General features: G+C 60.8%; 13 protein-coding genes. 9 read left to right on the top strand and 4 right to left on the bottom strand.

Annotated elements, in window-relative coordinates:
* A partial coding sequence (locus BMY73_RS26395; protein WP_139214285.1) for a DUF4372 domain-containing protein occupies positions 1-235 on the bottom strand: 235 nt, incomplete at its 3' end.
* Between the two features lie 524 nt (positions 236-759).
* Complete coding sequence (locus BMY73_RS26390) at positions 760-7,281, bottom strand: retention module-containing protein (RefSeq protein WP_092410799.1); 6,522 nt, start codon at positions 7,279-7,281, stop codon at positions 760-762.
* A 418-nt stretch (positions 7,282-7,699) separates the two neighbouring features.
* Here BMY73_RS26390 and BMY73_RS26385 point away from each other — a divergent pair, with 418 nt between their 5' ends.
* The 3 genes from BMY73_RS26385 to BMY73_RS26375 are packed head-to-tail and all read left to right on the top strand — an operon-like array spanning position 7,700 to position 12,627.
* The gene (locus BMY73_RS26385) at positions 7,700-9,055 is read left to right on the top strand and encodes a TolC family outer membrane protein (RefSeq protein ID WP_062391082.1); all 1,356 of its coding nucleotides are present in this window, start codon (positions 7,700-7,702) and stop codon (positions 9,053-9,055) included.
* A 53-nt stretch (positions 9,056-9,108) separates the two neighbouring features.
* Entirely contained in the window at positions 9,109-11,271 is a 2,163-nt protein-coding gene (locus BMY73_RS26380; protein WP_092410801.1) for a type I secretion system permease/ATPase, read from the top strand.
* A gap of 12 nt (positions 11,272-11,283) precedes the next feature.
* Positions 11,284-12,627: an HlyD family type I secretion periplasmic adaptor subunit gene (locus tag BMY73_RS26375; RefSeq protein ID WP_092410797.1), complete on the top strand. Its 1,344-nt coding sequence runs from the start codon at positions 11,284-11,286 to the stop codon at positions 12,625-12,627.
* 845 nt (positions 12,628-13,472) lie between these two features.
* Here the strand turns inward: BMY73_RS26375 and pap are convergent.
* Entirely contained in the window at positions 13,473-14,975 is a 1,503-nt protein-coding gene (gene pap, locus BMY73_RS26370; protein ID WP_062391080.1) for a polyphosphate:AMP phosphotransferase, read from the bottom strand.
* 167 nt (positions 14,976-15,142) lie between these two features.
* Here pap and mnmC point away from each other — a divergent pair, with 167 nt between their 5' ends.
* Complete coding sequence (mnmC, locus tag BMY73_RS26365) at positions 15,143-17,119, top strand: bifunctional tRNA (5-methylaminomethyl-2-thiouridine)(34)-methyltransferase MnmC2/FAD-dependent 5-carboxymethylaminomethyl-2-thiouridine(34) oxidoreductase MnmC1 (RefSeq protein WP_092410795.1); 1,977 nt, start codon at positions 15,143-15,145, stop codon at positions 17,117-17,119.
* 145 nt (positions 17,120-17,264) lie between these two features.
* Here the strand turns inward: mnmC and BMY73_RS26360 are convergent, their stop codons facing one another.
* Positions 17,265-17,567 carry a 2Fe-2S iron-sulfur cluster-binding protein gene (locus tag BMY73_RS26360; RefSeq protein ID WP_062391078.1) on the bottom strand — a complete coding sequence of 101 codons (303 nt, stop codon included), beginning with the start codon at positions 17,565-17,567 and terminating at the stop codon, positions 17,265-17,267.
* Between the two features lie 354 nt (positions 17,568-17,921).
* Here BMY73_RS26360 and BMY73_RS26355 point away from each other — a divergent pair, with 354 nt between their 5' ends.
* From BMY73_RS26355 to BMY73_RS26335, 5 genes are all read left to right on the top strand, one after another.
* Entirely contained in the window at positions 17,922-18,590 is a 669-nt protein-coding gene (locus tag BMY73_RS26355; RefSeq protein WP_092410793.1) for an ABC transporter ATP-binding protein, read from the top strand.
* Positions 18,590-21,070, top strand: coding sequence for an ABC transporter permease (locus BMY73_RS26350; protein WP_062391076.1), 2,481 nt, complete (start codon positions 18,590-18,592; stop codon positions 21,068-21,070). Before BMY73_RS26355 ends, BMY73_RS26350 begins: the two co-directional genes overlap by 1 nt.
* Positions 21,060-22,148, top strand: coding sequence for a lipocalin-like domain-containing protein (locus BMY73_RS26345; protein WP_062391075.1), 1,089 nt, complete (start codon positions 21,060-21,062; stop codon positions 22,146-22,148). The genes BMY73_RS26350 and BMY73_RS26345 overlap by 11 nt, the downstream gene beginning before the upstream one ends.
* 370 nt (positions 22,149-22,518) lie before the next feature.
* Positions 22,519-23,034: an Hcp family type VI secretion system effector gene (locus tag BMY73_RS26340; RefSeq protein ID WP_062391131.1), complete on the top strand. Its 516-nt coding sequence runs from the start codon at positions 22,519-22,521 to the stop codon at positions 23,032-23,034.
* 127 nt (positions 23,035-23,161) lie between these two features.
* Positions 23,162-24,903, top strand: a 1,742-nt coding sequence (locus BMY73_RS26335) for a type VI secretion system Vgr family protein (RefSeq protein WP_092409950.1), incomplete at its 3' end; no start/stop codon positions are given.

Genomic DNA, 24,903 nt, shown 5'->3' with positions numbered 1-24,903 from the left:
GAGCGATGGGACCGGCCCGGAGATGGTAGCGATGCGGGGCCAGAGTCTCGGAGAAAGTCGCCAGGGACCGCAGGCTCAAGGCTTGGGTTAAATGGCCGCTGACCAACGTCACCAACAATTGCCAGGAAGTGCAGCGTTTGACGTAGCGATCAGCTTGATGTGCTTCGACGGATCGCTCGAATGAAGAGCGTGGGATGGCACTGAGCAACTGAGTTAAAAAAGTGCTGGAAAACATGAGTCAAAATCGAGTCTGAAAAATCCGATTATGACTGAAGGCGGCCAACAGCAAGGGGGAGCAAGCTCCCCCTTCGGTTTTTACCGGACACTAGTGACGCAGAGCGTGGGAACGATCCTGGATATCAGTCTTTAGCTACTGTAGGAGCGTGGCTTGTCCCGCGATCTGCCGGGAACGGGCAGCAAGACCGATGCATGCGATGGGTCTGGCATAACCGAGTCGCCTGATTTTGCTGCCGCTGCGCGCCAGATCGCGGGACAAGCCACGCTCCTACACTTGGTTACTTGGGGATGGTCCGGCATTCCGGTTTTCAAGTAACCCGCCGAAGGCGGAACGCTTCTACCGTCAGGCAGAACCAAAAGATCAGCGCTTCGCACCATCAGATAGACACCTAACCCCTGATGCCAACCCACTCGCTTTACAAAACAACCCAATCCGCGCCGCACCAATCGCTCTTCCCAAGAGCGCACATCGCGACGCGAAACCATTGGTGCGGTGTTCCAGGCACACCGCAAGCCTTTCCCTCAAACCGTGTCCACTTTCAGCGAATGATCCCCCAGCATGCCGTTGATGATCGAAGCGGTATCGTGCCCGCTCGCCACCACACCGCCTGCCCCCGGAGAAACCCCGTACTGCTGCGCCAGGTTAACCCCGGCCAGGTCGATAGTCTGAGTGGTCGCCCCACCCGCCACACTGCTCACGCCGATGGACGAAACCAAAGAACCGCCGTTGTCGCTGACGCTGAAGTGCAGGAAGTTCTCCAGTGAATTGGCATCGGCATGCTCACCCTGCAACAGCTGCGACAGGTCGAGTTTGTCTAGACCGAAGTTGAAGTCAGTGACCGTGTCATGCCCGGTGTTGCCGGCTTGCCACTGGAAGGTGTCGTGCCCGGAACCACCGGTCAGGGTGTTATTGCCCGGCCCGCCGATCAGGAGGTCATCACCCGCGCCGCCGTTGAGGATGTCGTTACCCAGCCCGCCATTGAGCACGTTGTTGCCCTGATCGCCCGTCAGGTGATCATTGAAGTTGGAGCCGATCAGGTTCTGGATATTGACCAGCGTATCGGTCCCGGCCCCGCCCGTGTGCTGCGCTCCAAGCTCGGCGGTGCTCACCGTCACGCCTGCCGTGGCCAGCGAGTAGTTGGCGGTGTTGTTCCCGGCACCGCCGTCGAGCAAGTCGTTGCCCGAACCGCTGAAGAGCATGTCGTTGCCGTTGTCGCCGAACAGTTCGTTGGTGCCAGGCCCTGCCACCAGCACGTCATTGCCGTCGCCACCGTGGAGGTGACTGTCGGCCGCGCCGACCAGGACATCATCGCCGGCAGTGCCCGACACCGTATCCCCATCCTGATGCGCGATGTTCACTGCGGCGGTGCTGCTGCCGCCATGCGGATCGGTGACGGTGTAGGTACTGTGCACATCCGGCGTGGTGTTGACCGCCGCGTAATCGATGGTCAGGTTCAGGTTGTAGTGTTCTTTCACGCCAGGGTCGGCCTGATTGACCACGATCAGACGATAAGTGCCCTCTTCAGTGGCCGTGAACGTACTGCCATCGGAGAGGCCGTGATAGGCGCCGTCTTCAAACTTCCAGGCCATGCCCAACACATCGTTGGTCAGACTGTGGTCCACCGTGACGGTTTCCCCCGCTCTCAGGTGTACGCTGTATAGGTCCTGGGCGTTGGAAGGCGCCGCATTGACCGCCCCCAGATAACCGCTGATCACCAGCAAGGCGGTGGTCGCCGTGTTGTTGAAGAAATCGCTGCGGTCCAGGTTTTTCAGGTGATTGCTGTCTTTGTTCTGGACCCCGGCAAACTGAAGGGTTTTCAGCGAGCCCGCAGAAAAATCAGCGCCCTTGGCGGTCCACCCGGTGTTGAACGTATCTGGCGAGGCCGTCAGCGCGCCGCCATTGCCCGGTATATCGTTCGCCGCCAGCGCGGCGCCCGGAATGACGATGCTCGAACCGCCCAGGTTGGTGATGACGTTGTCGGCCACCGCCATCGGCGCTTCGTACACGGGCGGCGGAACGACGTGAACATTGAGGTTGGCCGAGGCCAGATCCCCGTCGTTGTCGCTGAGCACGTAGTGAATGCCTTCGGTCACCGGGTGGGTAACACCCACGGACGGTGTGTAGCTGTATTCGCCCGTGCCCATGTTGACCACCAGCGTGCCATGCTCACCGGTGACCGTCAGGGTGTGGGTTTGGGCATCGAAGACGCCATGGTTTTCCCCACCGCGGGTGGTGACGCTTCCTTGATGACCGGAGGCCTTGGGATCGAAGGTATAGGTTGTGCCATCCACGCTGACGGACTTGATGAACCCCTGATCGGCGCCGAAACTTCCGCCCTCCAGCAGACTGCCATGCACCCCGCCCTGCACCGTGCCGCTGAGCACCACGTTCAACTGACCCAGGTCCGTGACGACCACGGCATTGGTGTTGGTGCCCGTCGCGCCGTTGTGGGCGACCGGGTCGAGATAGGTGCTGCTCACGTCGGTGCCAACACCGATGGCAAAGGCGTTGATGTGATGGCTGTCGAGGAACGTGGTCCAGGCATGCTCCTCGGTCGCGTCGATACCGTCACCGCGTGCAGGGTCAGGCACGTGGCCCGGATCAGAATGCTGCGGCGACGTCGTCGGGTTGCCGTCCGAGAAGAAGTACGCGAGGTTTTGTGCGCCCGCGATGGCGCCTTTCTCGACGAATGCCTGTTGTGCAGCGGCCAGCGCGGCATCGTAGTTAGTGCCATTGCCAGCGGTCAACGCATTGACCATGGCCTTGGCCGTGGCAACATCCACCCATTCGTTGCTGCCAATGTTGGCCTGGCTGTTGAAGGTCACCAACTGCACTTTCACGTCGCCCAGGGCTTCGTACTTGTTCAGCAGTTCGATGATCGCCTGTTTTTCCAGGCCCAGACGCGTCAGCCCGTTCACCCCGGACGCCTCGTTCATGCTCGCCGAGTTATCGACGATCAGCATCAGGTTGGTGTCCACGCCTTCGCTGGTCACGGTCTTGTCGATGCAGGCGGCTTTCGGTTGATCGTCGACGATGTTGACCACGATCTGCGCGGTCGATGAATGACCCAGCGAATCGGTGACCGTGTAATTGAACGTGTCATGGGTGATATTCGGCCCATCATTGGCGGCTGGCGTGGTTTTCGGTGCCGATGTGAGGGTGTAGGTGTAGCTGCCGTCCGCGTTGAGATGGAGCACGCCAAACTGACCTTGAGCGGTGCCGTTGTGTGCGCCGTCAAGGCTGAAGGTCAATGCGCCATAACCGCCATGGGCTGAGTCGGCAACCGTGCCGGTTCCGGTTTCGGCGGTCGATCCCGGGTGGCTGCCGGTAACTTTTCCGGGCGCCAGGTCCTGACCATCCTTATGGGTATCCAGCGCGCTTTCCTGCACGGTGACGTCATGATCGTTGCAAGCGACCGGTGGGCATGGCGGCGCGACGTTGACCGTGACCGTGGTGGTGCTGGTGTCACCATCGGCGTCGCGGATGGTGTAAGTGAACACGTCCTGCTCGCCCTGCGGGCCGACCAGCGCCGGGTTGCTGTGATAGGTCGCATTGCCCTGGGCGTCGACGATCAGCGTGCCGTACAGCCCGGTGATCACATTGCCCAGACCGCCCGATGCAGGAGTGGACGTGTCTCCGCCGGCACGTACGCCGACGATCAGGCCATTAGGGCCTGCGCCGTCTGCGCCCGCCGAATCGTTGAGCAGCAGGTTGCCGCTGACATCACCGCCCGCCGCGACGTTACCAATGTCGCAGTGCGCCTGAGGCGTGTCGTCGAGAATCTTGACCACGACATTGCCGTCGCTGACGTCACCGTCATTGTCCACCGCATGCACGGGGATCTGATCGTTGAGTGACGTGCCATCGCCCTGATTGTGGTTTTCCGACTGGTTGAGCGTGTAGGTGTACGTCACCTCGCCCGTGGTCGGGTTGTAGGTGAGGACGGTCAGCGTGCTGCCCGATGGCAGGGTGGTCGACTGTGGAGACGAGAGTGGCACGCCGTGATCGACCACGTTGATACCGCCCACGGTCAGGGTCTGCAGGCCGTCCGGCGCGGTGATTTTTACGGTACCGGTCTGCGTCAGCGCATCGTGATCTGGATGAGAGCCGCCCGGCAGATTCGCTTCGTTGACGGTGCAGTCGCCCCCGCCGATGGTCACGCCATCGTTGTGATAGACATTGACCGTGACAGTGGTGGTGCTGGTGTCGCCGTCGGCGTCGCGGATGGTGTACGTAAAGACGTCCTGTTCGCCACCATGACTCACCGAATTCGGGTTGGCATGGTACGAGGCATTGCCGTTGGCATCGACGATCAGGTTGCCGTAAAGGCCCTGAATCACCGTGCCGACGCCACCGGAAACCGGCGTCGAGGTGTCGCTGCCCGCGCGCACGCCAACGATCAAACCACCCGCTGCCGGACCGTCGGCGCCCGCCTGGTCGTTCCCGAGGATATTGCCACTGGTTTCGCCACCTTCTTTGACGTAGCCAATATCAGGATTGGCCTGAGGCACGTCGTCGGTCACGTGAACATTGATATTGCCGTCGGCCACGTCGCCGTCGCGGTCCACGGCATGCACGGCGATCTGCTCGTTGTTGACCGTGCCGTCACCCTGGTTGTGGGTTTCCGCACCGGTGAGCGTGTAGGTGTAAGTCACCTCGCCCGTGGTCGGGTTGTAGGAGATAACGGTAAACGTGCTGCCCGATGGCAGTGTGGCCGACTGCGGCGACGTGATCGCCACGCCATTTTCGATGACGTTGATACCGCCGATGGTCAGGGTCTGAAGACCGTCCGGCGCCGTGATTTTCACGGTGCCGGTCTGGGTCAGCGCAGCAGCGTCCGGGTGACTGCCGTCAGCCAGATTCGCCTCACTGACTGTGCAATCGCTGCCACCGATGATGACGCCATCGTTGTGGAAAACATTGACCGTGACGGTGGTGGTGCTGGTGTCGCCGTCGGCGTCGCGGATGGTGTAGGTGAACACGTCCTGCGCATCGCCCTGCCCACCATTGTTCGGGTTGGCCATGTAAGACGCGTGGCCATTGGCGTCCACGGTCAACGTCCCGTACAGCCCTTGAATCACCGTGCCCACGCCACCGATAACGGGTGTCGACGTGTCGCTGCCAGCCCGTACGCCAATGATCAGACCGCCGGCTCCCGGACCGTCTGCGCCGGCCGCGTCGTTACTCAGAATATTGCCACTGGTTTCGCCACCTTCTTTGACGTAGCCAATGTCGGGATTGGCCTGCGGCACGTCGTCCGTCACATGGACATTGATATTGCCGTCGGCTATGTCGCCGTCGCTGTCCACGGCATGCACGGCGATCTGCTCGTTGTTGACGGTGCCGTCACCCTGATTGTGGGTTTCCGCACCGGTGAGCGTGTAGGTGTAAGTCACCTCGCCCGTGGTCGGGTTGTAGGAGATAACGGTAAACGTGCTGCCCGATGGCAATGAGGTCGATTGCGGCGACGTGATCGCCACGCCATTTTCGATGACGTTGATGCCGCCGATGGTCAGAGTCTGAAGACCGTCCGGCGCGGTGATTTTCACGGTGCCGGTCTGGGTCAGCGCAGCGGCGTCCGGGTGACTGCCGTCAGCCAGATTCGCCTCACTGACTGTGCAATCGCTGCCGCCGATGATGACGCCATCGTTGTGGAAAACATTGACCGTGACGGTGGTGGTGCTGGTGTCGCCGTCGGCGTCGCGGATGGTGTAGGTGAACACGTCCTGCGCATCGCCCTGCCCACCATTGTTCGGGTTGGCCATGTAAGACGCGTGTCCGTTGGCATCCACCGTCAACGTGCCATATAGCCCTTGAATCACCGTGCCCACGCCACCGATAACGGGTGTCGACGTGTCGCTGCCAGCTCGTACGCCAATGATCAGACCACCGGCTCCCGGACCGTCTGCGCCGGCCGCGTCGTTACCCAGGATATTGCCGCTGGTTTCGCCATTTTCCTTGACGTAGCCAATGTCGGGATTGGCCTGAGGCACATCGTCCGTCACGTGGACGTTGATGTTGCCGTCGGCCACGTCGCCGTCGCGGTCCACGGCATGCACGGGGATCTGCTCGTTGTTGACCGTGCCGTCACCCTGATTGTGGGTTTCCGCACCGGTGAGCGTGTAGGTGTAAGTCACTTCGCCGGTGGCCGCGTTGTAACCCAGGATGGTCAGCGTGTTGCCGGATGGCAGGGTGATCGACTGCGGCGAGGTGATTGCGACGCCGTTGACCACGACGTCGATGCCGCCAATGGTCAGGGTCTGCAGGCCATCGGGCGCAGAAACGTTGATCACGCCGTTCTGGGTAAGGGCTCCAGGGTTCGGTTGGCTGCCGTCGGCCAGATTGGCTTCGTTCAGCGTCACGTCGCTGGAGCTGAGGGTCACGCCGTTGTCCACCACTGGTGGCGGTTGATCTGGAGGTGGCTGATCGGGCGGAGGATTGCCTGGCGGCGTCACCACCGGCGGCTCGACAATCGGTGGAGGCACGATCGGTGGGGGTTCAAGAGGCGGAAGACCGGCGTCCGGGGAACCGTTCTCTGCCCCACCTACCTCCAGCTCCGGCAGGAGGAAGGTGGTGCTCAGACCGGCTGTCGGAAATCCGATGACCGGCGTCACGACGCCCGCCGTTTCGGTCAGCAGTACGAACGAGTGCCCGCCTCCCAAAGCCGAGGGCGACCCCCCCGGATTGGCGTTGCCTGCGGCGGGTGCATCGGTGACCTGACCCGGGTCGGCACCGGCAGCAATCGCCTGCTGGACCTGCTGCACGTCGGACAGCTGCGCCAGGCTCGGCGCTGCATCCGGGGTGTCTATGTGGGTCGCGTGGTTGGCGAGGATCTCCGGCGTCAGCGGCATGCTGCTGTCACGCCCCAGCGTCAGCTCCCCACCTTTGGCCAGATGGACCGCGACCGCGCCTGACGGTCCGGTTTGCAGTTGTTCGCCGGCATAGACCTTGTCGCCTTCGATCACCAGACGCTTGGTGCCATTGCTCGCCACCGCGAAAACTTCGCCCACTACCTGCCGCACAGTCCCGATCAAGCTGGCCATATCCACTCCCTTTGTGCAAACACCGAATCAAAAAATGTTATTAATCCAACAAAAACTGTTAATTCAGCGCGACGACATGGCCAGCAGATCGACTCAAACGACAATTTTATGTCGCTGAATCTTTTCAAGTTTTTCCTCGAAAAACCACTTGAACGAATGCCGTCAAATTTCCGTTTAAACGTCGAAAAAAAGATTTATACGCCCGTAAAACCTTGAATAAGCGCAAATCCTTACCCCAACCTTCTCCTGAAATCTCGAAATGGCATAAGTTTTTTTTGGAATAAGGCTTATGAGAAAAACGTCTGAGCTTTTCTCAAAGTTGTTCTTATCTCTGATGTTACAAACCTGATACGGTTTCAACTGAAAATTCGCCGGTTTTTTGGCAGATCGATACTAAATTATTTCAGGGAGAAGTTTCATGCGCGATTTGACCCCGCTTTACAGTGCAGTTGTGTTGGCGGTCGCCTGCGCTCAAGCGCAAGCCATGTCACTGAATGAAGCGATTCAGAACACCGTCGACAATCACCCGGAGATTCACTCCAACGTGAACAACCGATTGTCCGCAGACGAAGATGTGAAAATCGCCAAAGGAGGCTATCTCCCCACCGTTGACCTGATCGCCGCCTATGGGCGTGAGCACACCGACAGCCCGACCACTCGCGCGTTCGGCAATCACAACGAAGAGACGCTCAACTACACCCAGTCGGAATTGCGCCTGCGTCAGATGCTGTTCGACGGGTTCAATACCAAGAACGAAGTGGGTCGGACCCAGGCGGTTGTGAATTCCCGTGCGTACTACCTGCGCGGCACCGCTGAGGACCTCGCCCTGCGGGCCATTGAGGTCTACCTGGAAGTGCTCAAGCGGCGCGAACTGCTCGACCTTGCGAAGAACAACCTGCAGGCACACCTGCGCATCAACGATCAGATTGGCCTGCGCACCAACCGCGGCATTGGCAGCAACGCCGACAGCGATCAGTCCAAGGCACGTCGTGCGCTGGCCGAGAACAACTTCTACACCGCACAAGTGGACCTTGCCGACGCCGAAGCCAATTTCTTCAGCGCCGTGGGCAAGATGCCCGATGAGCTTGAGGCCCCTGCGTCGATAAAAGGCGAAGTGCCCAAAAGCCTGAGCGATGCCCGGCAGAGCATGTTGGTCAATAACTCCTACCTGAAATCGGCACAAGCCGACGTGAACGCCGCCGAGAAACAATACGAAGTCGCCAAATCGCCGTTTTACCCACGGTTCGACGGTGAACTCGCAGTCGGCGCGAACAACAACCTGCAGGGTGAAGAAGGCCACGACAACGAATGGCGGGCCGCCGTGGTGATGAATTACAACCTGTTCAACGGTAACCGCGACAAGGCCCGCCTGAACTCGGATTCCTACAAGACCGGCCAGGCGATGGACATCCGCAACAACGCGTTGCGCATGATCAACGAGAACCTGTCGCTGGCCTGGAACGCCATGAACAACGCCCGCGTCCAGACCCCGATCGCCCGCGAATACGCCGAAACCACAACCAAGGTTCGCGCGGCCTATCAGGACCAGTTCGGTCTGGGTCAACGCACCCTGCTCGACCTGCTGGACAGTGAAAACGAGCTGTACAACGCGGCCCGACGCTACACCGAACTGCGCTACACCGAGGAGTACTCGATGTACCGGGTGCTGGCCACGGAAGGCGAATTGCTGAGCAAAGCGCGTGTGGTGTTGCCAACGGCCGCAGTCGCGCTGACGGAAGTCAAAAGCGAAGCCCGGCTTCCCGAACTGAAGTAAGCGAACTGAAGTAAGCAGTAGCGCGCGAGCGCAGGGAGAAGTCTGTGACCAGCATGCCGCCCGTATTTGAACCAGCACCCGCATTTGACCCACGTTCGAGCTTCGATGACCCGTTGCTGGATGGCTTGCTCATCCTGTGCCGGCTCCACGATTGCAGCGCCAGCCGGACCAGCCTCAGCGCCGGTCTGCCGCTGGCACAACAGTCCTTGAGCATCGAGCTTCTACCCCGAGCCGCCGCGCGCGCCGGGTTACAGGCGCGCGTTCTGCGCCGCCCGCTGGACGACATCGATGGCTTGAACCTGCCCGTCTTGCTGCTGCTCAAGGGCAATCGTTGCGCAGTCCTGCGTCGGTGGGAGGACGACGGTCGGGCGCTGATTCTGCCGAGCGAAGCCGAGGGCGGCGAACAGCACGTCACCCGTGAAGAGCTGGCCGCGCTGTACACCGGCCAGGCGTTGTTCGCTCGCCCCCGTCATGAGCTGGAAAACCTGCGCACACCGCTGGTGCCCAGGGTGAACGCCTGGTTCCGCGACACACTCAAGCTGTCACGCTGGCTGTACAGCGACGCGATTCTCGCCAGCCTGATGATCAACCTGCTGGGACTGATGGTGCCGCTGTTCGTCATGCAGACTTACGACCGCGTTGTGCCCAACCAGGCAACGTCCACCCTGTGGGTGCTGGCCATCGGGCTACTGATCGGCACCGGCTTTGAACTGACCTTGCGGCTGGTGCGTGCACGCCTGCTGGATCAGGCCGGCAAGAAGACCGACGTGATCCTGTCCGCCACCTTGTTCGAGCGCATTACCGGCATGGCGATGAAGGCACGGCCTGCAACCATAGGCGGCTTCGCTCAGAGCATTCACGACTTTCAGGGCCTACGCGAATTCCTCACCGCCGTGACCCTGACCAGCATCATCGATCTGCCTTTTGCCGTGCTGATGCTGGCCGTGATCGGGCTGCTGGGTGGCTGGTTGGTGGTGATTCCGCTGGTGGCGTTTCCGGTCACCATTCTGTTTGCCTGGATCATCCAGATACGCCTGCGCGACACCGTCGAACGCAGCCTTGCGCTGGGGGCTGAACGTCAGGCGCTGTTGGTGGAAACGCTGGGTGGTCTGGAAACCCTCAAAGCCTGCGGCGCCGAAAGCGAACGTCAGCACAAGTGGGAACATACCCATGGCGCCCTCACCCGCCTCGACAGCCACGCGCGCGATCTGTCAGCGCTGGCCAGCAACGGCACACTGTTCATACAGCAGTTCTCCGGCATGGCCACCATCGTCGCGGGTGTCTACATCATCATCGCGGGCAACCTCAGCGTTGGCGCACTGGTGGCCAGCTACATGCTCGGCAGCCGCGTGCTGGCGCCATTGGGGCAAATCGCCGGGCTGATCACGCGTTATCAACAAGCGCAGATCACCATGAAAAGCACCGACGCACTGATGGCCCTGCCGCAAGAGCGCGACCCGACCAAACACCCACTGCAGCACACCCGGCTCAAAGGGGCGATAGAAGTCGTCAAAGCCAGCTTCGCCTATGGCGGCCCGGGCACCTCGGCCGCATTGAACGAGATCAGCATCACCGTCAAACCGGGCGAGCGGATCGGCATCATCGGCCGCAGCGGTTCGGGCAAGAGCACGCTGGCACGGCTGATCATGGGCTTTTACGCACCGGATGAAGGGCAACTGTTGCTCGATGGTCTTGACCTGCGCCAGGTGGACGTCGCCGACCTGCGTCAGCAAGTGGGTTATGTCGCCCATGACCTGCCGCTGCTGGCCGGCAGCCTGCGGGATAACCTCACCCTTGGCGCCCGTTATGTCACCGACGCCCGGATGCTCGAAGTGGCTGAGTTGACCGGCGTGACCGAGCTGGCGCGCCATCATCCGCTGGGCTTCGACCGGCCCGTCGGGGAGCGCGGGCAGTTGCTGTCTGGCGGTCAGCGCCAGGCCGTGTTGCTGGCTCGCGCGTTGCTGCTCGACCCGCCGATCATGCTGCTCGACGAACCCACCAGCCATATGGACAACGGCAGCGAAGACGCGCTGCGTCAGAAGCTGTTCACCCTGATGCAAGGCAAGACCCTGCTGCTGGTCACCCACCGCATGTCGATGCTGAGTCTGGTCGACCGGCTGGTGGTACTGGACAACGGCAAGGTGGTCGCCGACGGTCCCAAAGAACTTGTCGTCGAAGCACTGCGCAAGGGCCGTGTCGGCCCGGCCACGGTCTAAGGAGCGTTCCCTATGTCATCCGCTCAGCATTATTTTCACCCTGGTCGGCAGATCGATACCGAGTTCATGCCGGAGGTCGCTGGCGTCGTGGCACAGGACGCGTCCCGCGGGTCCAGAATCACGGTCTGGCTGACCGCCGCGTTGATCATCAGCGCGCTGGTCTGGGCCAAGTTCGCCGTGCTGCAGGAAGTCACCACCGGCGAGGGCAAGGCGATCCCGTCGAGTAAGGTTCAGGTCATCCAGAACCTGGAAGGCGGCATCGTCACCGAGATCTTCGTGCGTGAAGGACAGATCGTAAACAAGGGAGACACGCTGTTGCGCCTGGACGACACACGTTTTCTGTCGAACAAGGGGGAAAGCGAGGTCGACAAATACACGCTGATGGCGCAGGTCGATCGCCTGTCGGCCGAGTCAGAAGGCCGTCCGTTCAAACCGTCCGCGGAGGTGCTGAGCAAAGCGCCGCAAGTGGCGGCAGACGAGCAGTCGCTGTACGACTCACGGCAGCGTCGTCTGGCCAGCGAGCAACGCACGCTGCAAGAACAACTGCGACAGAAGACGCAGGAAGTCGCCGAGTTTCGCTCGAAACAGGATCAGTACCGCAACCAGCTCGGGTTCATTCAGCAGGAGCTGAGCATGTCGGCACCGCTGGTGAACAGTGGCGCGGTGTCGCCCGTGGAGATCATCCGGCTCAAGGGCAAGGCGTCCGAAGCGCGGGGACAGATGGACGCGACGTCACTGGCAATTCCTCGGGCAGAGGCCGCCATCAATGAGATCAAAAGCAAAATTCAGGAGTCGGTGGACAGCTTCCGTTCAGACGCCGCCAAGGACCTGAACGACAAGCGCGCCGACCTCGCCAAGGCCAGCGCCACCAGCATCGCCATCGACGACCGCGTGACCCGTACCACGGTCACCTCGCCGGTCAAAGGCATCGTCAAGACGCTGAAGGTCAACACCATCGGTGGCGTGGTTCAGCCCGGCAGCGACATGGTTGAAATCGTGCCGCTGGAGGACAACCTGTTGATCGAAGCCAAGGTGCGTCCACAGGACGTGGCCTTCTTGCACCCGGGTCAGAAAGCGATGGTGAAATTCAGCGCCTACGACTACACCATCTATGGCGGGCTGCCCGCCAAACTGGAGCTGATCGGCGCCGACACCACCACCGACGACAAGGGCAATACCTTCTACCTGATCCAGGTCCGCACCGACAAAAACCATCTGGGCAGCGACGCCAAACCCCTGCTGATCATCCCCGGCATGGTCGCGACCGTGGACATCATCACCGGCGAGAAAAGCGTGATGGATTACCTGTTGAAACCGGTGTTGAAAGCCAGGACCGAGGCGTTGCGGGAGCGGTAGTCAGTGCTCCCGGCATGGCCTTTGATTCTGGCCGAAGGCCGTAGCAACTGTCTTCCTCACATCACATGTGCAACCTACTCGGAGGCTTCTGCCTGCAAGGCGTAGGAGCGTGGCTTGTCCCGCGATCTGGCGCGCAGCGGCAGCAAAATCAGGCAACTCGGTTGTACCTGACAAACCGCATGCACCGGATTTGCTGCCGGTTCCCGGCAGATCGCGGGCAAGCGCGCTCCTACGCCTTCGGCAGAAGCGGATCGGCGTGAAGTCGGAGGCTGCGGGCTGCGGGTGGCACTTAGAAGTAGAGGCAGAGGCTTTTGATTCTGGCCGAAGGCCGTGGGAGCGAAGTGGTGAGAGACGCCTGATCGTGACCTGACGGTGTGCCGCCTGCTATCGATTCTCGCTAAACCTGTAGGAGCGCGCTTGCCCGCGATCTGGCGCGAAGCGGCAGCAAAATCAGGCGACCCGGTTATGCCTGACACTCCGCATGCACCGGTTTTGCTGCCGGTTCCCGGCAGATCGCGGGACAAGCCGCGCTCCTACGCCTCGCAGGCAGAAGCCTCCGAGTAGGCTGCGCATGTGATGTGAGTAGACAATTGTTACGCCCTAAGGGCAGAAGCGGAGTTGCAAGGGGCGCCGGATCGCATGAGCGTATGCAGTCTGCTCTTGATTCTGGCCGAAGGCCGTAGCGCGCTTGCCCGCGATGACGTCGGTACAGTCGATGCATTTCCATCGTCAGATACAACGTATCGCGGGCAAGCTCGCTCCTACAGGTACGAGGTAATCACCTACCATCAAGCCAGACAATGAATCCGCTCTCACCGTTTTAGATCGCAAACAGAATTTACGATCTACTTGCGCTTCTTGTCCCCCTTCGCGAACGCTGCCTCCAGCGCCTCGTTGATCGTGCGCAACACCTTCACCCGCGCCCAACGCTTGTCGTTGGCTTCGACCAGTGTCCACGGGGCTATTTCGGTGCTGGTACGGTCGACCATGTCGCTGACGGCCTCGCGGTACTGCGGCCACTTCTTGCGGTTGCGCCAGTCGTCCTCGGTGATTTTATGGCGCTTGAACGGGATCTTTTCGCGGGCCTGGAAACGCTCCAGCTGCGTCTTATCGTCAATCGCCAGCCAGAACTTCACGACAACGATGCCGGCGTCGGTGAGTTGTTCTTCAAAGTCGTTGATCTCGCTGTACGCCCTCAGCCAGTCGGCCTCGGAGCAATAGCCTTCGACGCGCTCGACCAACACCCGGCCGTACCAGGAACGGTCGAACACGGTGAACTTGCCCCGCGCGGGGATTTGCCGCCAGAAGCGCCATAAGTACGGTTGCGCCAACTCATCCTGCGTCGGCGCTGCAATCGGCACGATGTGATACTGCCGTGGATCGAGCGCGCCGGCCACGCGTTTGATCGCGCCACCCTTGCCGGCTGCGTCGTTGCCCTCGAACACCGCCACCAATGCATGACGGCGCATGCGCTTGTCGCGCATCAGGCCCGACAGACGCGCCTGCTCGGTGATCAGTTGCTCGTCGTAATCGTCCTTTTCCAGCGCCAGCGTCATGTCCAGATTGTCCAGCAGACTCAACTCGTCGGTGTTGCTGGGCAGCGGCCCGAGGTTGACCAGATTGGTACTGCCTTCCGGCGTTTTCAGCGCATTCTGCAAACCTTCCAGCAGCAGGCGCCCCACCGTCAGGCTGCGGTAGTTAGGGTCGACGCCTTCGATCACGTGCCAGGGCGCATAGTCGCGGCTGGTACGACGCAGCACGCGCTCGCCGAAGCGCACGAACTTGTCGTAAGTCTTTGACTGCTGCCAGTCCAACGGGCTGATTCGCCAGCTGTGCAGCGGGTCGTCCTTGAGGGTCTTGAGGCGTAATTTCATCTGCTGTTTTGACAGGTGAAACCAGAACTTGAAGATCACCGCGCCCTCATCGACGAGCATCTTTTCAAGGCGCTCGGCGCCATTGATGGCTTGATCCAGCACCGGGTCTTTGTACTGCTTGTGCACCCGGCCCTGGATCATCTGGCTGTACCAGTTGCCGAAAAACACGCCGATACGTCCCTTCGGCGGCAGTTGACGCCAATAGCGCCACACCGGCGGATGAGCGAGCTCTTCATCGGTCTGTTGATCGAAAGTGCGCACTTCGATGTAGCGCGGATCCATCCAGTCATTGAGCAGCTTGACCGTTTCGCCCTTGCCCGCGCCTTCAATGCCGTTGATCAAAATGATGATCTGGCGCTTGGCCTGTTCATGCAGCTCGTACTGAGCCTCAAGCAATGCTTCTCGCAAGGCCGGCACTTCGGCGTCGTAGGTTTCGTCGTCGATGGTGTGGCCGATTTCAGCGGATTCGAACATGTACGGCTCCTGTTCCTGATCGCTCAAGACTAGCGGATCGAATGAGGTCAGTGACGGTTGTGACCGCAAATCCGTGCCATGGATCAATCCGCCGGCTGCGATAGCGCACCCGCAGTGCGTTAAGATGCCGACCTTGCACCTGCCAAAGCGCCTTTCACAGCCCAATCATGACGACTATCCAGCACGCCCAGCTCGACTGGGACGAAAACGGCAACCCGATCTCTCGCACGTTCGCCGACGTCTATTTTTCCAATGAATCGGGGCTCGCCGAGACGCGTCATGTGTTCCTGACCCAGAACGAACTCCCCGAACGCTTCGCTGCATTGGCAGCGGACGGGCGTCTGGTGATTGGCGAAACCGGCTTTGGCACCGGGCTCAACTTTCTCTGTGTCTGGCAGCTGTTCGAAGCCTGCGCCACAGCCGGGGCGCGCCTGCAATTCGTCAGCGTCGAAAAATTCCCGTTGAGCCGCGCCGACCTGGTGCGGGCGCTGGCCCTGTGGCCGGAACTGAAAGCCTTCGCCGATCAACTGCTGGAGCAATACGTCGCCATTCATGAGGGGTTTCAACGCCTGGTGTTCGATGGCGGACGCATCACGCTGACCCTGCTGATCGGCGATGCGCTGGAGATGCTGCCGCAACTGGATGGGAAGATCGATGCCTGGTTTCTCGACGGTTTCGCGCCGTCGAAAAACCCGGAAATGTGGACGCCCGAACTGTTTGCCGAGCTGGCCCGTCTGGCCGCGCCGGGCTCGACTATCGGCACATTCACCAGCACCGGCTGGGTCCGGCGCGCGTTGAACGCAGCAGGTTTCAAGATGAAGCGCGTGCCCGGCATCGGCCACAAATGGGAAGTGCTCAAGGGCCGCTTTCTCGGCTGGCCGGAAGATGTGCCGGCACCTGCGCCATGCAAACCCTGGTTTGCGCGACCGGCAGTGTCCGGCAACAAACGCAAGGCGCTGGTCATCGGCGCCGGCCTGGCCGGTTGTGCGACCGCCTCCAGTCTGGCGTCCCGGGGTTGGCAGGTCAGTCTGCTGGAGCGTCATGCAGACCTCGCGCGAGAGGCATCCGGCAACCCACAAGGCGTCCTTTATCTCAAGCTGTCCGCCCACGGCACCGCGCTCTCACAACTGATCCTCAGTGGCTTTGGTCACACCCGCCGCCTGTTGGAAAGGCTGGAGCGCGGCGTCGACTGGGACGATTGCGGCGTGCTGCAACTGGCGTTTGACAACAAGGAACACCAACGTCAGGCGCAACTGGCCGACGCGTTTTCCCCCGAGCTGGTGCATGTTCTCGACAGGCCCGCTGCCGAAGCGAAGGCGGGTATTGCGCTGAACAGCGGCGGCCTGTTTTACCCCGAAGGCGGCTGGGTACACCCGCCTGCGTTGTGCCGTCATCAGGCGAGCGCGGCGAAGATCCGCCTTATGGCACACCACGACGTAGTCGAATTAAGACGTGAAGGCGATCACTGGCAGGCATGGGACGGCGACCAGCTGCTGGATTCGGCACCGGTCGTGGTGCTCGCAGGCGCGGCGGAGGTGAAGCGCTTCCCGCCCAGCGCCGATTTGCCGCTCAAACGCATTCGGGGGCAAATCACCCGACTGCCTGAAACCAGCGCCAGCGCCTCATTGAGCACGGTGGTCTGTGCCGAGGGCTACGTGGCGCCGGCGCGCCTGGGCGAACACACGCTCGGGGCGAGCTTCGACTTCAACAGTGACGACCTGACGCCGACCGCTGCGGAACATCTGGGCAATCTGGATCTGCTGCGGGAAATCTCCGACGACCTGACAGAACGCCTGGAGGCCAATCGGTTGCCTGTCGAGCAACTGGAAGGCCGGGCCGCCTTTCGCTGCACCAGTCCGGATTACCTGCCTATCGTTGGACCGCTGGCGGACAAGGACGCCTTCCTCGGGGCGTACGCGGTGCTGCGCAAGGACGCCCGACAAACACCCCAGACCGCCTGCCCTTGGGTAGAAGGTTTGTACGTCAACAGCGGGCACGGCTCACGCGGCCTGATCACCGCGCCACTGTCCGGCGAGCTGATCGCCGCCTGGCTCGACAACGAACCCCTGCCCCTGCCCCGCACCGTGGCCGAGGCGTGTCACCCGAACCGGTTTGTGTTGCGCGGGTTGATTCGGGGTAAATAGGCGGCACGAATCGGAACTACTGTGGGAACAAGCAACGCCTAGTGCCCGATCCGACCCATGCTTCATTAGTTGATCGCAACACAGAATATTAACAATGACAAGACGTTAATGCTTTCTCTCATCAAGAGTGCCAACAGACTGCCTGCTAGAATAAACCTTCTTCCTGGCTTGTTTTGATCACACAATCCGATGTCGCATAACTCACGCACAGAAGTATAAAACCGTCCTTTATCTGATCATCATCCAAAAAGTCCTGTTCGCTTTGATCAATCGTCCCTGAGACCAGCTTTGCGGCGCAGGCTGAGCACTTTCCGGCGCGGCAAGTAGAAGTAAAAGGCACATCAATCCCCGCGTCTTCCGCCGCGTCATGGATGTACTGGTCATCAGAAACTTCCAACACCTTCAACCCAACATCTGGAATATCTAAAGTAACCTTGTAAACAGTCATCTCTGCCATCCTTTGCCAAATGAATTTTATAAAGCCTTTCGAGCCAGTCTCAATATCGTTCAGTAACAGGAACACGTAAAGACAAAAACCGAAGATCGCGATAAAAGCGCATATTGTTTTGCAATAATCTCCATTCCAATTGGCTATATCTGCAAAACATAATGACGGCCTCTGAGATCTCAATGGGAAGAGCAAGTGCCCATAGATCACTCATCGTTTGGGGGCTTGGCGAGCTGACTCCACTCCGCAAACATCCAACGTAACCAACCCGCTACACACCAGCACAACACCGCTGTACATCTCCCCCGGCCAACCCGGTATTCTCCACCTCACTCCTCTTCCAGGTGCAGGTCGATGCTGCAAGTCCAAGGCGTGTTCAAAAGTTATGCCACGGCCCAAGGCCCGTTGGCCGTATTACGCGGGGTGGATTTGCAATTGGGCCAGGGGCAAAGCCTGGCGTTGATGGGCGAATCGGGCAGCGGCAAGAGCACCTTGCTGCATCTGGTCGCGGGCCTCGATCAGGTCGATCAAGGCAGCATCGAGATTGCCGGCCAGCGCCTTGATCAAATGAACGAAGCCCAGCTGGCCAACTGGCGGCGTACCGAAATAGGCCTGGTGTTCCAGCAGTTCAACCTGATCGGCAGCCTCAAGGTCGAAGACAACCTGGCGTTTCAGGCTCGCCTCGCGGGTCGTTACCAGCCTGAGTGGCAAGCCGAACTCACCGAGCGTCTGGGGCTGGGCGCACTGCTCAAGCGTTACCCCGAACAACTTTCCGGCGGTCAGCAACAGCGTGTCGCCATTGGCCGCGCCCTCGCCTCGCGCCCCGGCTTGTTGCTGGCGGACGAGCCCACCGGCAACCTTGACGAAAACACCAGCGATGAAGTCCTGCAGCTGTTGCTCGACCTACTCGCCGACAGCCCCACCAGCCTGTTGATGGTCACCCATAGCCCTAGAGTCGCAGCACGACTGGACCGCCAGGAAGTGTTGCATCTGGGACGTCTGGCCACTGAAGGCGAACGCTGATGGCGGTCTTCTACTGGACGCTGAAAGCGCTGCTGAGTCATTGGCGGCGTCATCCTGTTCAGTTCTTCAGCGTGCTGACCGGCCTGTGGCTAGCGACCAGCCTGCTCACCGGCGTGCAGGCATTGAACAGCCAGGCGCGCGAAAGTTACGCCAAGGCCAGCCAGCTGATTGGCGGCGAGCCGCAGAACATCCTCGTCGCCCCCAACGGCGCGAACTTCCCGCAAGACCTGTTTGTCACCCTGCGTCGTGAAGGCTGGCCGGTCTCGCCGGCGCTGCGGGGTCGCCTTACGCTCAAGGACGTGCCCGACCAACGCCTGACCTTGCTGGGTATCGAGCCGGTGTCGCTGCCTGCCAACACGGCACTGGCCGGCCAGTCCCTGGACACCGCACAAATAGTCGGGTTTTTCACGCCGCCCGGAAGCACCTGGATCTCCCCGCAAACCCTGCAGGCGTTGGGCCTGCATGAAGGCGACCAGCCTCAGACCGATACGGGACAGACCTTGCCGCCGCTGCATGCCCAACCCGACATGGCGCCCGGCCTGCTGCTGATGGACATCGGTTTCGCACAGCAACTCCTGAGTCAGCCCGACCAGATCTCACGGCTGATCTTGCCCAAAGACTTCGCCGACAACGCCCCCGCCCTGCCCGACGAGATCAAGGGCGAACTGGTGATGCGCAAGAGCGGCGAAGACAACGACCTCGGGCGTCTCACCGAAAGCTTTCACCTGAATCTCGACGCACTGGGCTTCCTGTCGTTCGTGGTCGGGCTGTTCATCGTCCACGCAGCCATCGGTCTGGCGCTGGAACAGCGGCGAGGTCTGTTGAGAAACCTGCGCGCGTGCGGGGTCAGTGCACGGGGATTGATCGTTAGCCTGATTATCGAACTGGGCGTGCTGGCGCTGCTGGGCGGTATCGCCGGGGTCATCAGTGGTTACTGGCTCGCGAGCCTGTTGTTGCCTGACGTCGCCGCGAGCTTGCGGGGCCTGTATGGCGCAGAAGTGGCCGGGCACCTGAACCTGAGCATCGGGTGGTGGCTGAGCGGATTGGGCGTGAGCCTGCTCGGCGCCTTTCTCGCCGGGGCCAGCAGTTTGATGCGCGCGGCGCGCCTGCCTTTGCTGGCGTTGGCCAACGCACAGGCCTGGCATGAAACCCACGCACGCTGGTTGAAACGTCAGGGCTGGGTCGCCGGGGTTTCCGCCGTGATCGCGATCCTCGCCGTGCTGTTCGGCAACAGTCTTGCGGTGGGCTTTGTGTTGATGGCGAGCCTGCTGCTCAGTGCGGCGTTGGGCCTGCCCGTACTGCTCAACGCCCTGCTCAACCTGCTGCTGGGTAAAAGCCGGTCTGTGCTGGGGCAATGGTTTCTCGCCGACTGCCGCCAACAATTGCCAGCCTTGAGTCTGGCCCTGATGGCCTTGCTGCTGGCGATGGCCGCCAACATCGGCGCAGGCAGCATGACGTCGGGCTTCCGTCAGACCTTCACCCATTGGCTGGAACAACGCCTGAGCGCCGAGTTGTACATCAATCCGCAAAACTCGGCCCAGGCCGCGCCGTTGCAAAAATGGCTGAGCGAACAGCCGCTGACCTCGGCCGTGCTGCCCAATTATCAGGTATCGTTGCAACTCAAAGGCTGGCCGGCCGAGCTGTACGGGGTGATCGACCACGAACATTACCGCCAGCATTGGCCCTTGCTGCAGTCGGTCAGCGGCGATGCCTGGGCGCAACTGGCATCTGACGACACGCTGATGCTCAGCGAACAACTGGCGCGACGCCTCAAGGTCGGCGTGGGCGATCAGGTCACTCTGCCCGCACCGGACGGCGCCTGGCCGCTGCGTGTGGTCGGGATCTACGCCGACTACGGCAACCCGAAGGGCCACATCCTGGTGAACGCCGATCACCTGCTCCAGCACTGGCCGCAACTGACGCCCAACCGCTTCAACCTGCGCATCGATCCTCGGGCCATCCCGCAACTGCTGCGTGTGCTGCACAACAAGTTCACCATCGACGACAACCGCATCGTCGACCAGATCCAGCTCAAGGCGTGGTCCCGGCAAGTGTTCGAACGCACCTTCGCCGCGACCGCCGCCTTGAACAGCCTGACGTTGATGGTCGCGGGTGTGGCACTGTTCATCAGCCTGCTCACCCAGAGCCAGAGTCGCCTCGGACAGTTGGCGCCGTTATGGGCTTTGGGTGTCACGCGCCGGCAATTGATGCTGCTGAATCTTGCGCAGACCTGGCTGCTGGCGGTGCTGACCCTGGTGCTGGCGATCCCGCTGGGGCTTTTGCTGGCCTGGTGTCTGGATGCGGTCATCAACGTGCAGGCCTTCGGCTGGCGCTTGCCGTTGCAGGTGTTCCCGATGCAGCTGTTGCGTCTGACACTGCTGGCGATGCTCGCGACCCTGCTCGCCTCGGCATGGCCGTTGTATCGCCTGTACCGCACCCGCCCTGCCGACCTGCTGAGGACGTTCGCCAATGACCGTTAAGGCGATGGCCCTGCTGATGGCCGCTGTGTTACTGGCCGGCTGCGACGACAAACCCGACGAGGAGAAAGGCTTCGCGGGACTGGCGGACGATGCGACCCAATACGCGCAAGTCACGCCGGGCAAGACTTTCCTGTTTCCGCTGGACCATGGCGCGCACAACGACTTCCGCATCGAATGGTGGTACATCACCGCCAACCTCAAGGACGCCGACGGCCAGTCGTTTGGCGTGCAGTGGACCTTATTCCGCAACGCCCTGCCCCGCTCGAACACAGCGCCGCAGGACAATCACGGCTGGAACAATCGCAACCTGTGGATGGGCCATGCGGCTGTGACCTCGGAGGACGAGCACTACGCCGCCGAGCGTTACGCCCGAGGCGGCGTGGGTCAGGCGGGCGTCACCCTGGCGCCGATGTCGGCGTGGATCGATGACTGGGCGTTGACCAGTCACGCCAGCATCGAAGACCCGCTGGCCGACATGCAACTGCAAGCCCGCGGACCGCAGTTCAGCTATCACCTGCACCTGACGTCGAGCAAGCCTCTGGTGCTGCAAGGCCAACAGGGATTCAGTCAGAAATCGGAGCAAGGTCAGGCGTCGTACTACTACAGTCAGCCGTTTTTTCAGGCCGAAGGCACCCTCGAGATCGACGGCAAAACCTATCAAGTGACCGGCCCCGCCTGGCTGGACCGCGAATGGAGCAGCCAGCCGTTGACGGAAAACCAGACCGGCTGGGACTGGTTCTCACTGCACCTGAGCGACGGCGCCGACGTCATGCTCTATCGCATGCGGCAGAAGGACGGCGAGCCCTACCTCACCGGCACCTGGATCAACGCCGACGGCAGCACGCAAAGGCTTGATGCAAAGGACATCGAGCTTGAGCCGCAAGACACCACTGAAATCGAAGACCGCGACATGCCGACCCGCTGGTCGGTCAAAATCCCCGGTAAAAATGTTGATGTCACGGTTGAAGCGCTTAACCCCAACGCCTGGATGAACCTGCAGATTCCTTATTGGGAAGGTCCGGTTCAGGTGAGTGGAAGTCAGAAGGGCGTGGGGTATCTGGAGATGACAGGTTATTGAGGCCTGACAGACTTTGATCCGCTCACCGTTCAAACTTTGAAAGTCCTAAAAAACGCCGAGAAACTATATAGCCATTATGCGCAACAAGTTGCGCACCTCTCCGTGGATAACCCTGTGGATACTTCTACGCAGGCCATGCAATTAAATACTTACAGACAAGTGCGCAAGAAGTTGCACAGCACTGCGCAACTTCTTGCGCACTTTTCAGGGTTTTTTAGCCTATTCTTGATTAATAAATAACCAACAGAATTTATAACAACCTGTTTTATATGGGCTTTTTATTTTCTGGCACATTAATTGATTTCCCTTGTCTACCCCGGCGGGCAATTCCGCTCTTCGGACAACCCAACTTTCAGCAAGGGAAGCATTCATGGCAACTCCAGCGTACATGTCCGTCACTGGCGAAAAACAAGGTCTGATCACGGCCGGCGCATTTACCGCCGACTCGGTTGGCAACACCTATCAGGACGGTCACGAAGACCAGGTCATGATTCAGGCCTTCCACCACGACATCATCATTCCACGGGATCCGCAATCCGGCCAACCGACCGGTCAACGCGTTCACAAGCCCGTGACCATCACCAAGGCCCACGACAAGTCATCACCATTGCTGCTGGCCGCGCTGACCTCCGGGGAGCGGTTGACCGAAATCGTCATTCACTTTTACCGCACTTCGGCGCTAGGCGCTCAGGAGCACTACTACACCACCACACTCGAAGACGCGATCGTCGTCTCCATCAACAACACCATGCCCAACTGCCAGGACCTCGACAACGCTCATCTCATGCTCCAGGAAGAGGTGCAGCTCACCTACCGCAAAATCACCTGGACCCACGAGGTTTCCGGCACTTCCGGTTCCGATGACTGGCGCTCTCCGGTCGTTTGACCACGACTGATCGTCTCGCGCATCGGCCCGCTCGGCGGGTCGGTGCGCTTGCATGCTTACCTCTCTTTTACGTTTGCTGATGCCCTTGGGTATTGGCCAGCGCAGCCACATGCAGAAGGAACAAGGGATGTCCGCACCGGCCAACCGGACCCATTTCAGCCTGACCATCGAAGGGTTTTCAGACGATCTTCAGGTTCATGCCTTCAAGGGTCGCGAAACGATCAGTGAACCGTTCGGGTTTGATGTGGAACTGGTCAGCGAACGGCCTTCACTGGACCTCGAAAAGCTGTTGCACAAGCCGGCCTTCCTGCAGCTCTCGCCCGACGGTCACGGCATCCACGGGCAGATCTATCGCGTCGCCCAGGGTGACTCCGGCAAACGCCTGACGCATTACTCCGTGACCCTGCGTCCGCGCCTTTCTTATCTGGCCCACCGCGTTAACCAGCGCATCTTCCAGAACCTCACCGTGCCGGACATCGTCGCCCAGGTCCTGGAGGAACATGGCATCCAGAGCAATGCCTACGCCTTCAAGGTGGGGGCTGTTTATCCCGAGCGCATTTACTGCGTGCAATACGATGAATCGGACCTGCACTTCATCCAGCGTCTGTGCGAAGAGGAAGGCATTCACTACCACTTCGAACACAGCCCCACGGCACACAGGCTGGTGTTCGCCGATGACCAGGTGATGTTCCCCAGGCTGGCGCCTGTCGCCTATCAGCAGGATTGCGGGATGCTCGCCAGCGAGCCGGTGATCAAGGGCTTTGACGTACGCCTGGAAACCCGCACCACCCGCACCACTCGCCGCGACCATGACTTTGAAAAGCCGCACCTGAATCTGCAAAGCGACGACAGCAGCGGCGTCATGCCCGATCTCGAAGACTACGACTATCCGGGGCGTTTCACCCACCGCGACCGTGGCAGACACCTGGCCAGACGCGCGCTGGAACGGCATCGCAGCGACTTCCAACTGGCCGAAGGCAAAAGCGATCAACCGTCGCTGGTCAGCGGCCACTTCCTGGCGTTGACCCGACACCCGCAGGCCCGCTGGAACGATTTGTGGCTGCTGACCGAAATCCTCCACGAAGGCAAGCAGCCACAGGTGCTGGAAGAGTCGATCAACAGCGATACGGCGCGCTTCAAGGATGATTTCCTGCAGGGCTATCGCAATACCTTCAGGGCGACGCCGTGGGAAGTGCCCTACCGGCCGCCGCTCAAGCATCCGAAACCGCGAATACTCGGCAGCCAGAGCGCCAGGGTCACCGGCCCCAAAGGGGAAGAGATTCATTGCGATGAGTACGGCCGGGTAAAAGTACAGTTTCACTGGGACCGCGAGGGCCAGTCTGACGACAAGACCAGTTGCTGGCTGCGCGTCTCGCAGGCCTGGGCCGGTGCGCATTACGGTGGCCTCGCCATCCCGCGCGTCGGCATGGAAGTGCTGGTGACCTTCCTGGAGGGCGATCCCGACCAACCGCTGATCAGCGGCTGTCTGTTTCACAAGACCAACGCCGTGCCCTACGAACTGCCCGTCCACAAGACCCGCACCACCTTCAAGACCCTCAGCTCACCCGGCGGCGCCGGCTTCAACGAACTGCGCATCGAAGACCGCAAAGGCCAAGAGCAGATCTTCGTGCACGCCCAGCGCAACTGGGATCAAAACATCGGGCACGACCAGAAAATCCACGTCGGCCACGAACGGCACGACACCGTGGAGCACAACAGCTACAGCGAGTTCAAGGCCGAAGAGCATTGCACCGTCCACGCCGACCGCAAAGTACACGCCAGGGCCGACGACCACCTCACGGTCGGCGTCAACCAGCACGTCTCGATCGGCACCGGCCAGTTCATCGAGGCAGGTCAGGAGATTCATCT

Origin of the sequence: Pseudomonas sp. NFACC02 (assembly GCF_900110765.1) — a bacterium.
In the GTDB taxonomy this organism is placed as follows: domain Bacteria; phylum Pseudomonadota; class Gammaproteobacteria; order Pseudomonadales; family Pseudomonadaceae; genus Aquipseudomonas.
The sequence above is the reverse complement of the archived record's forward strand: the minus strand, read 5'-3'. Positions and strand labels throughout refer to the sequence as shown.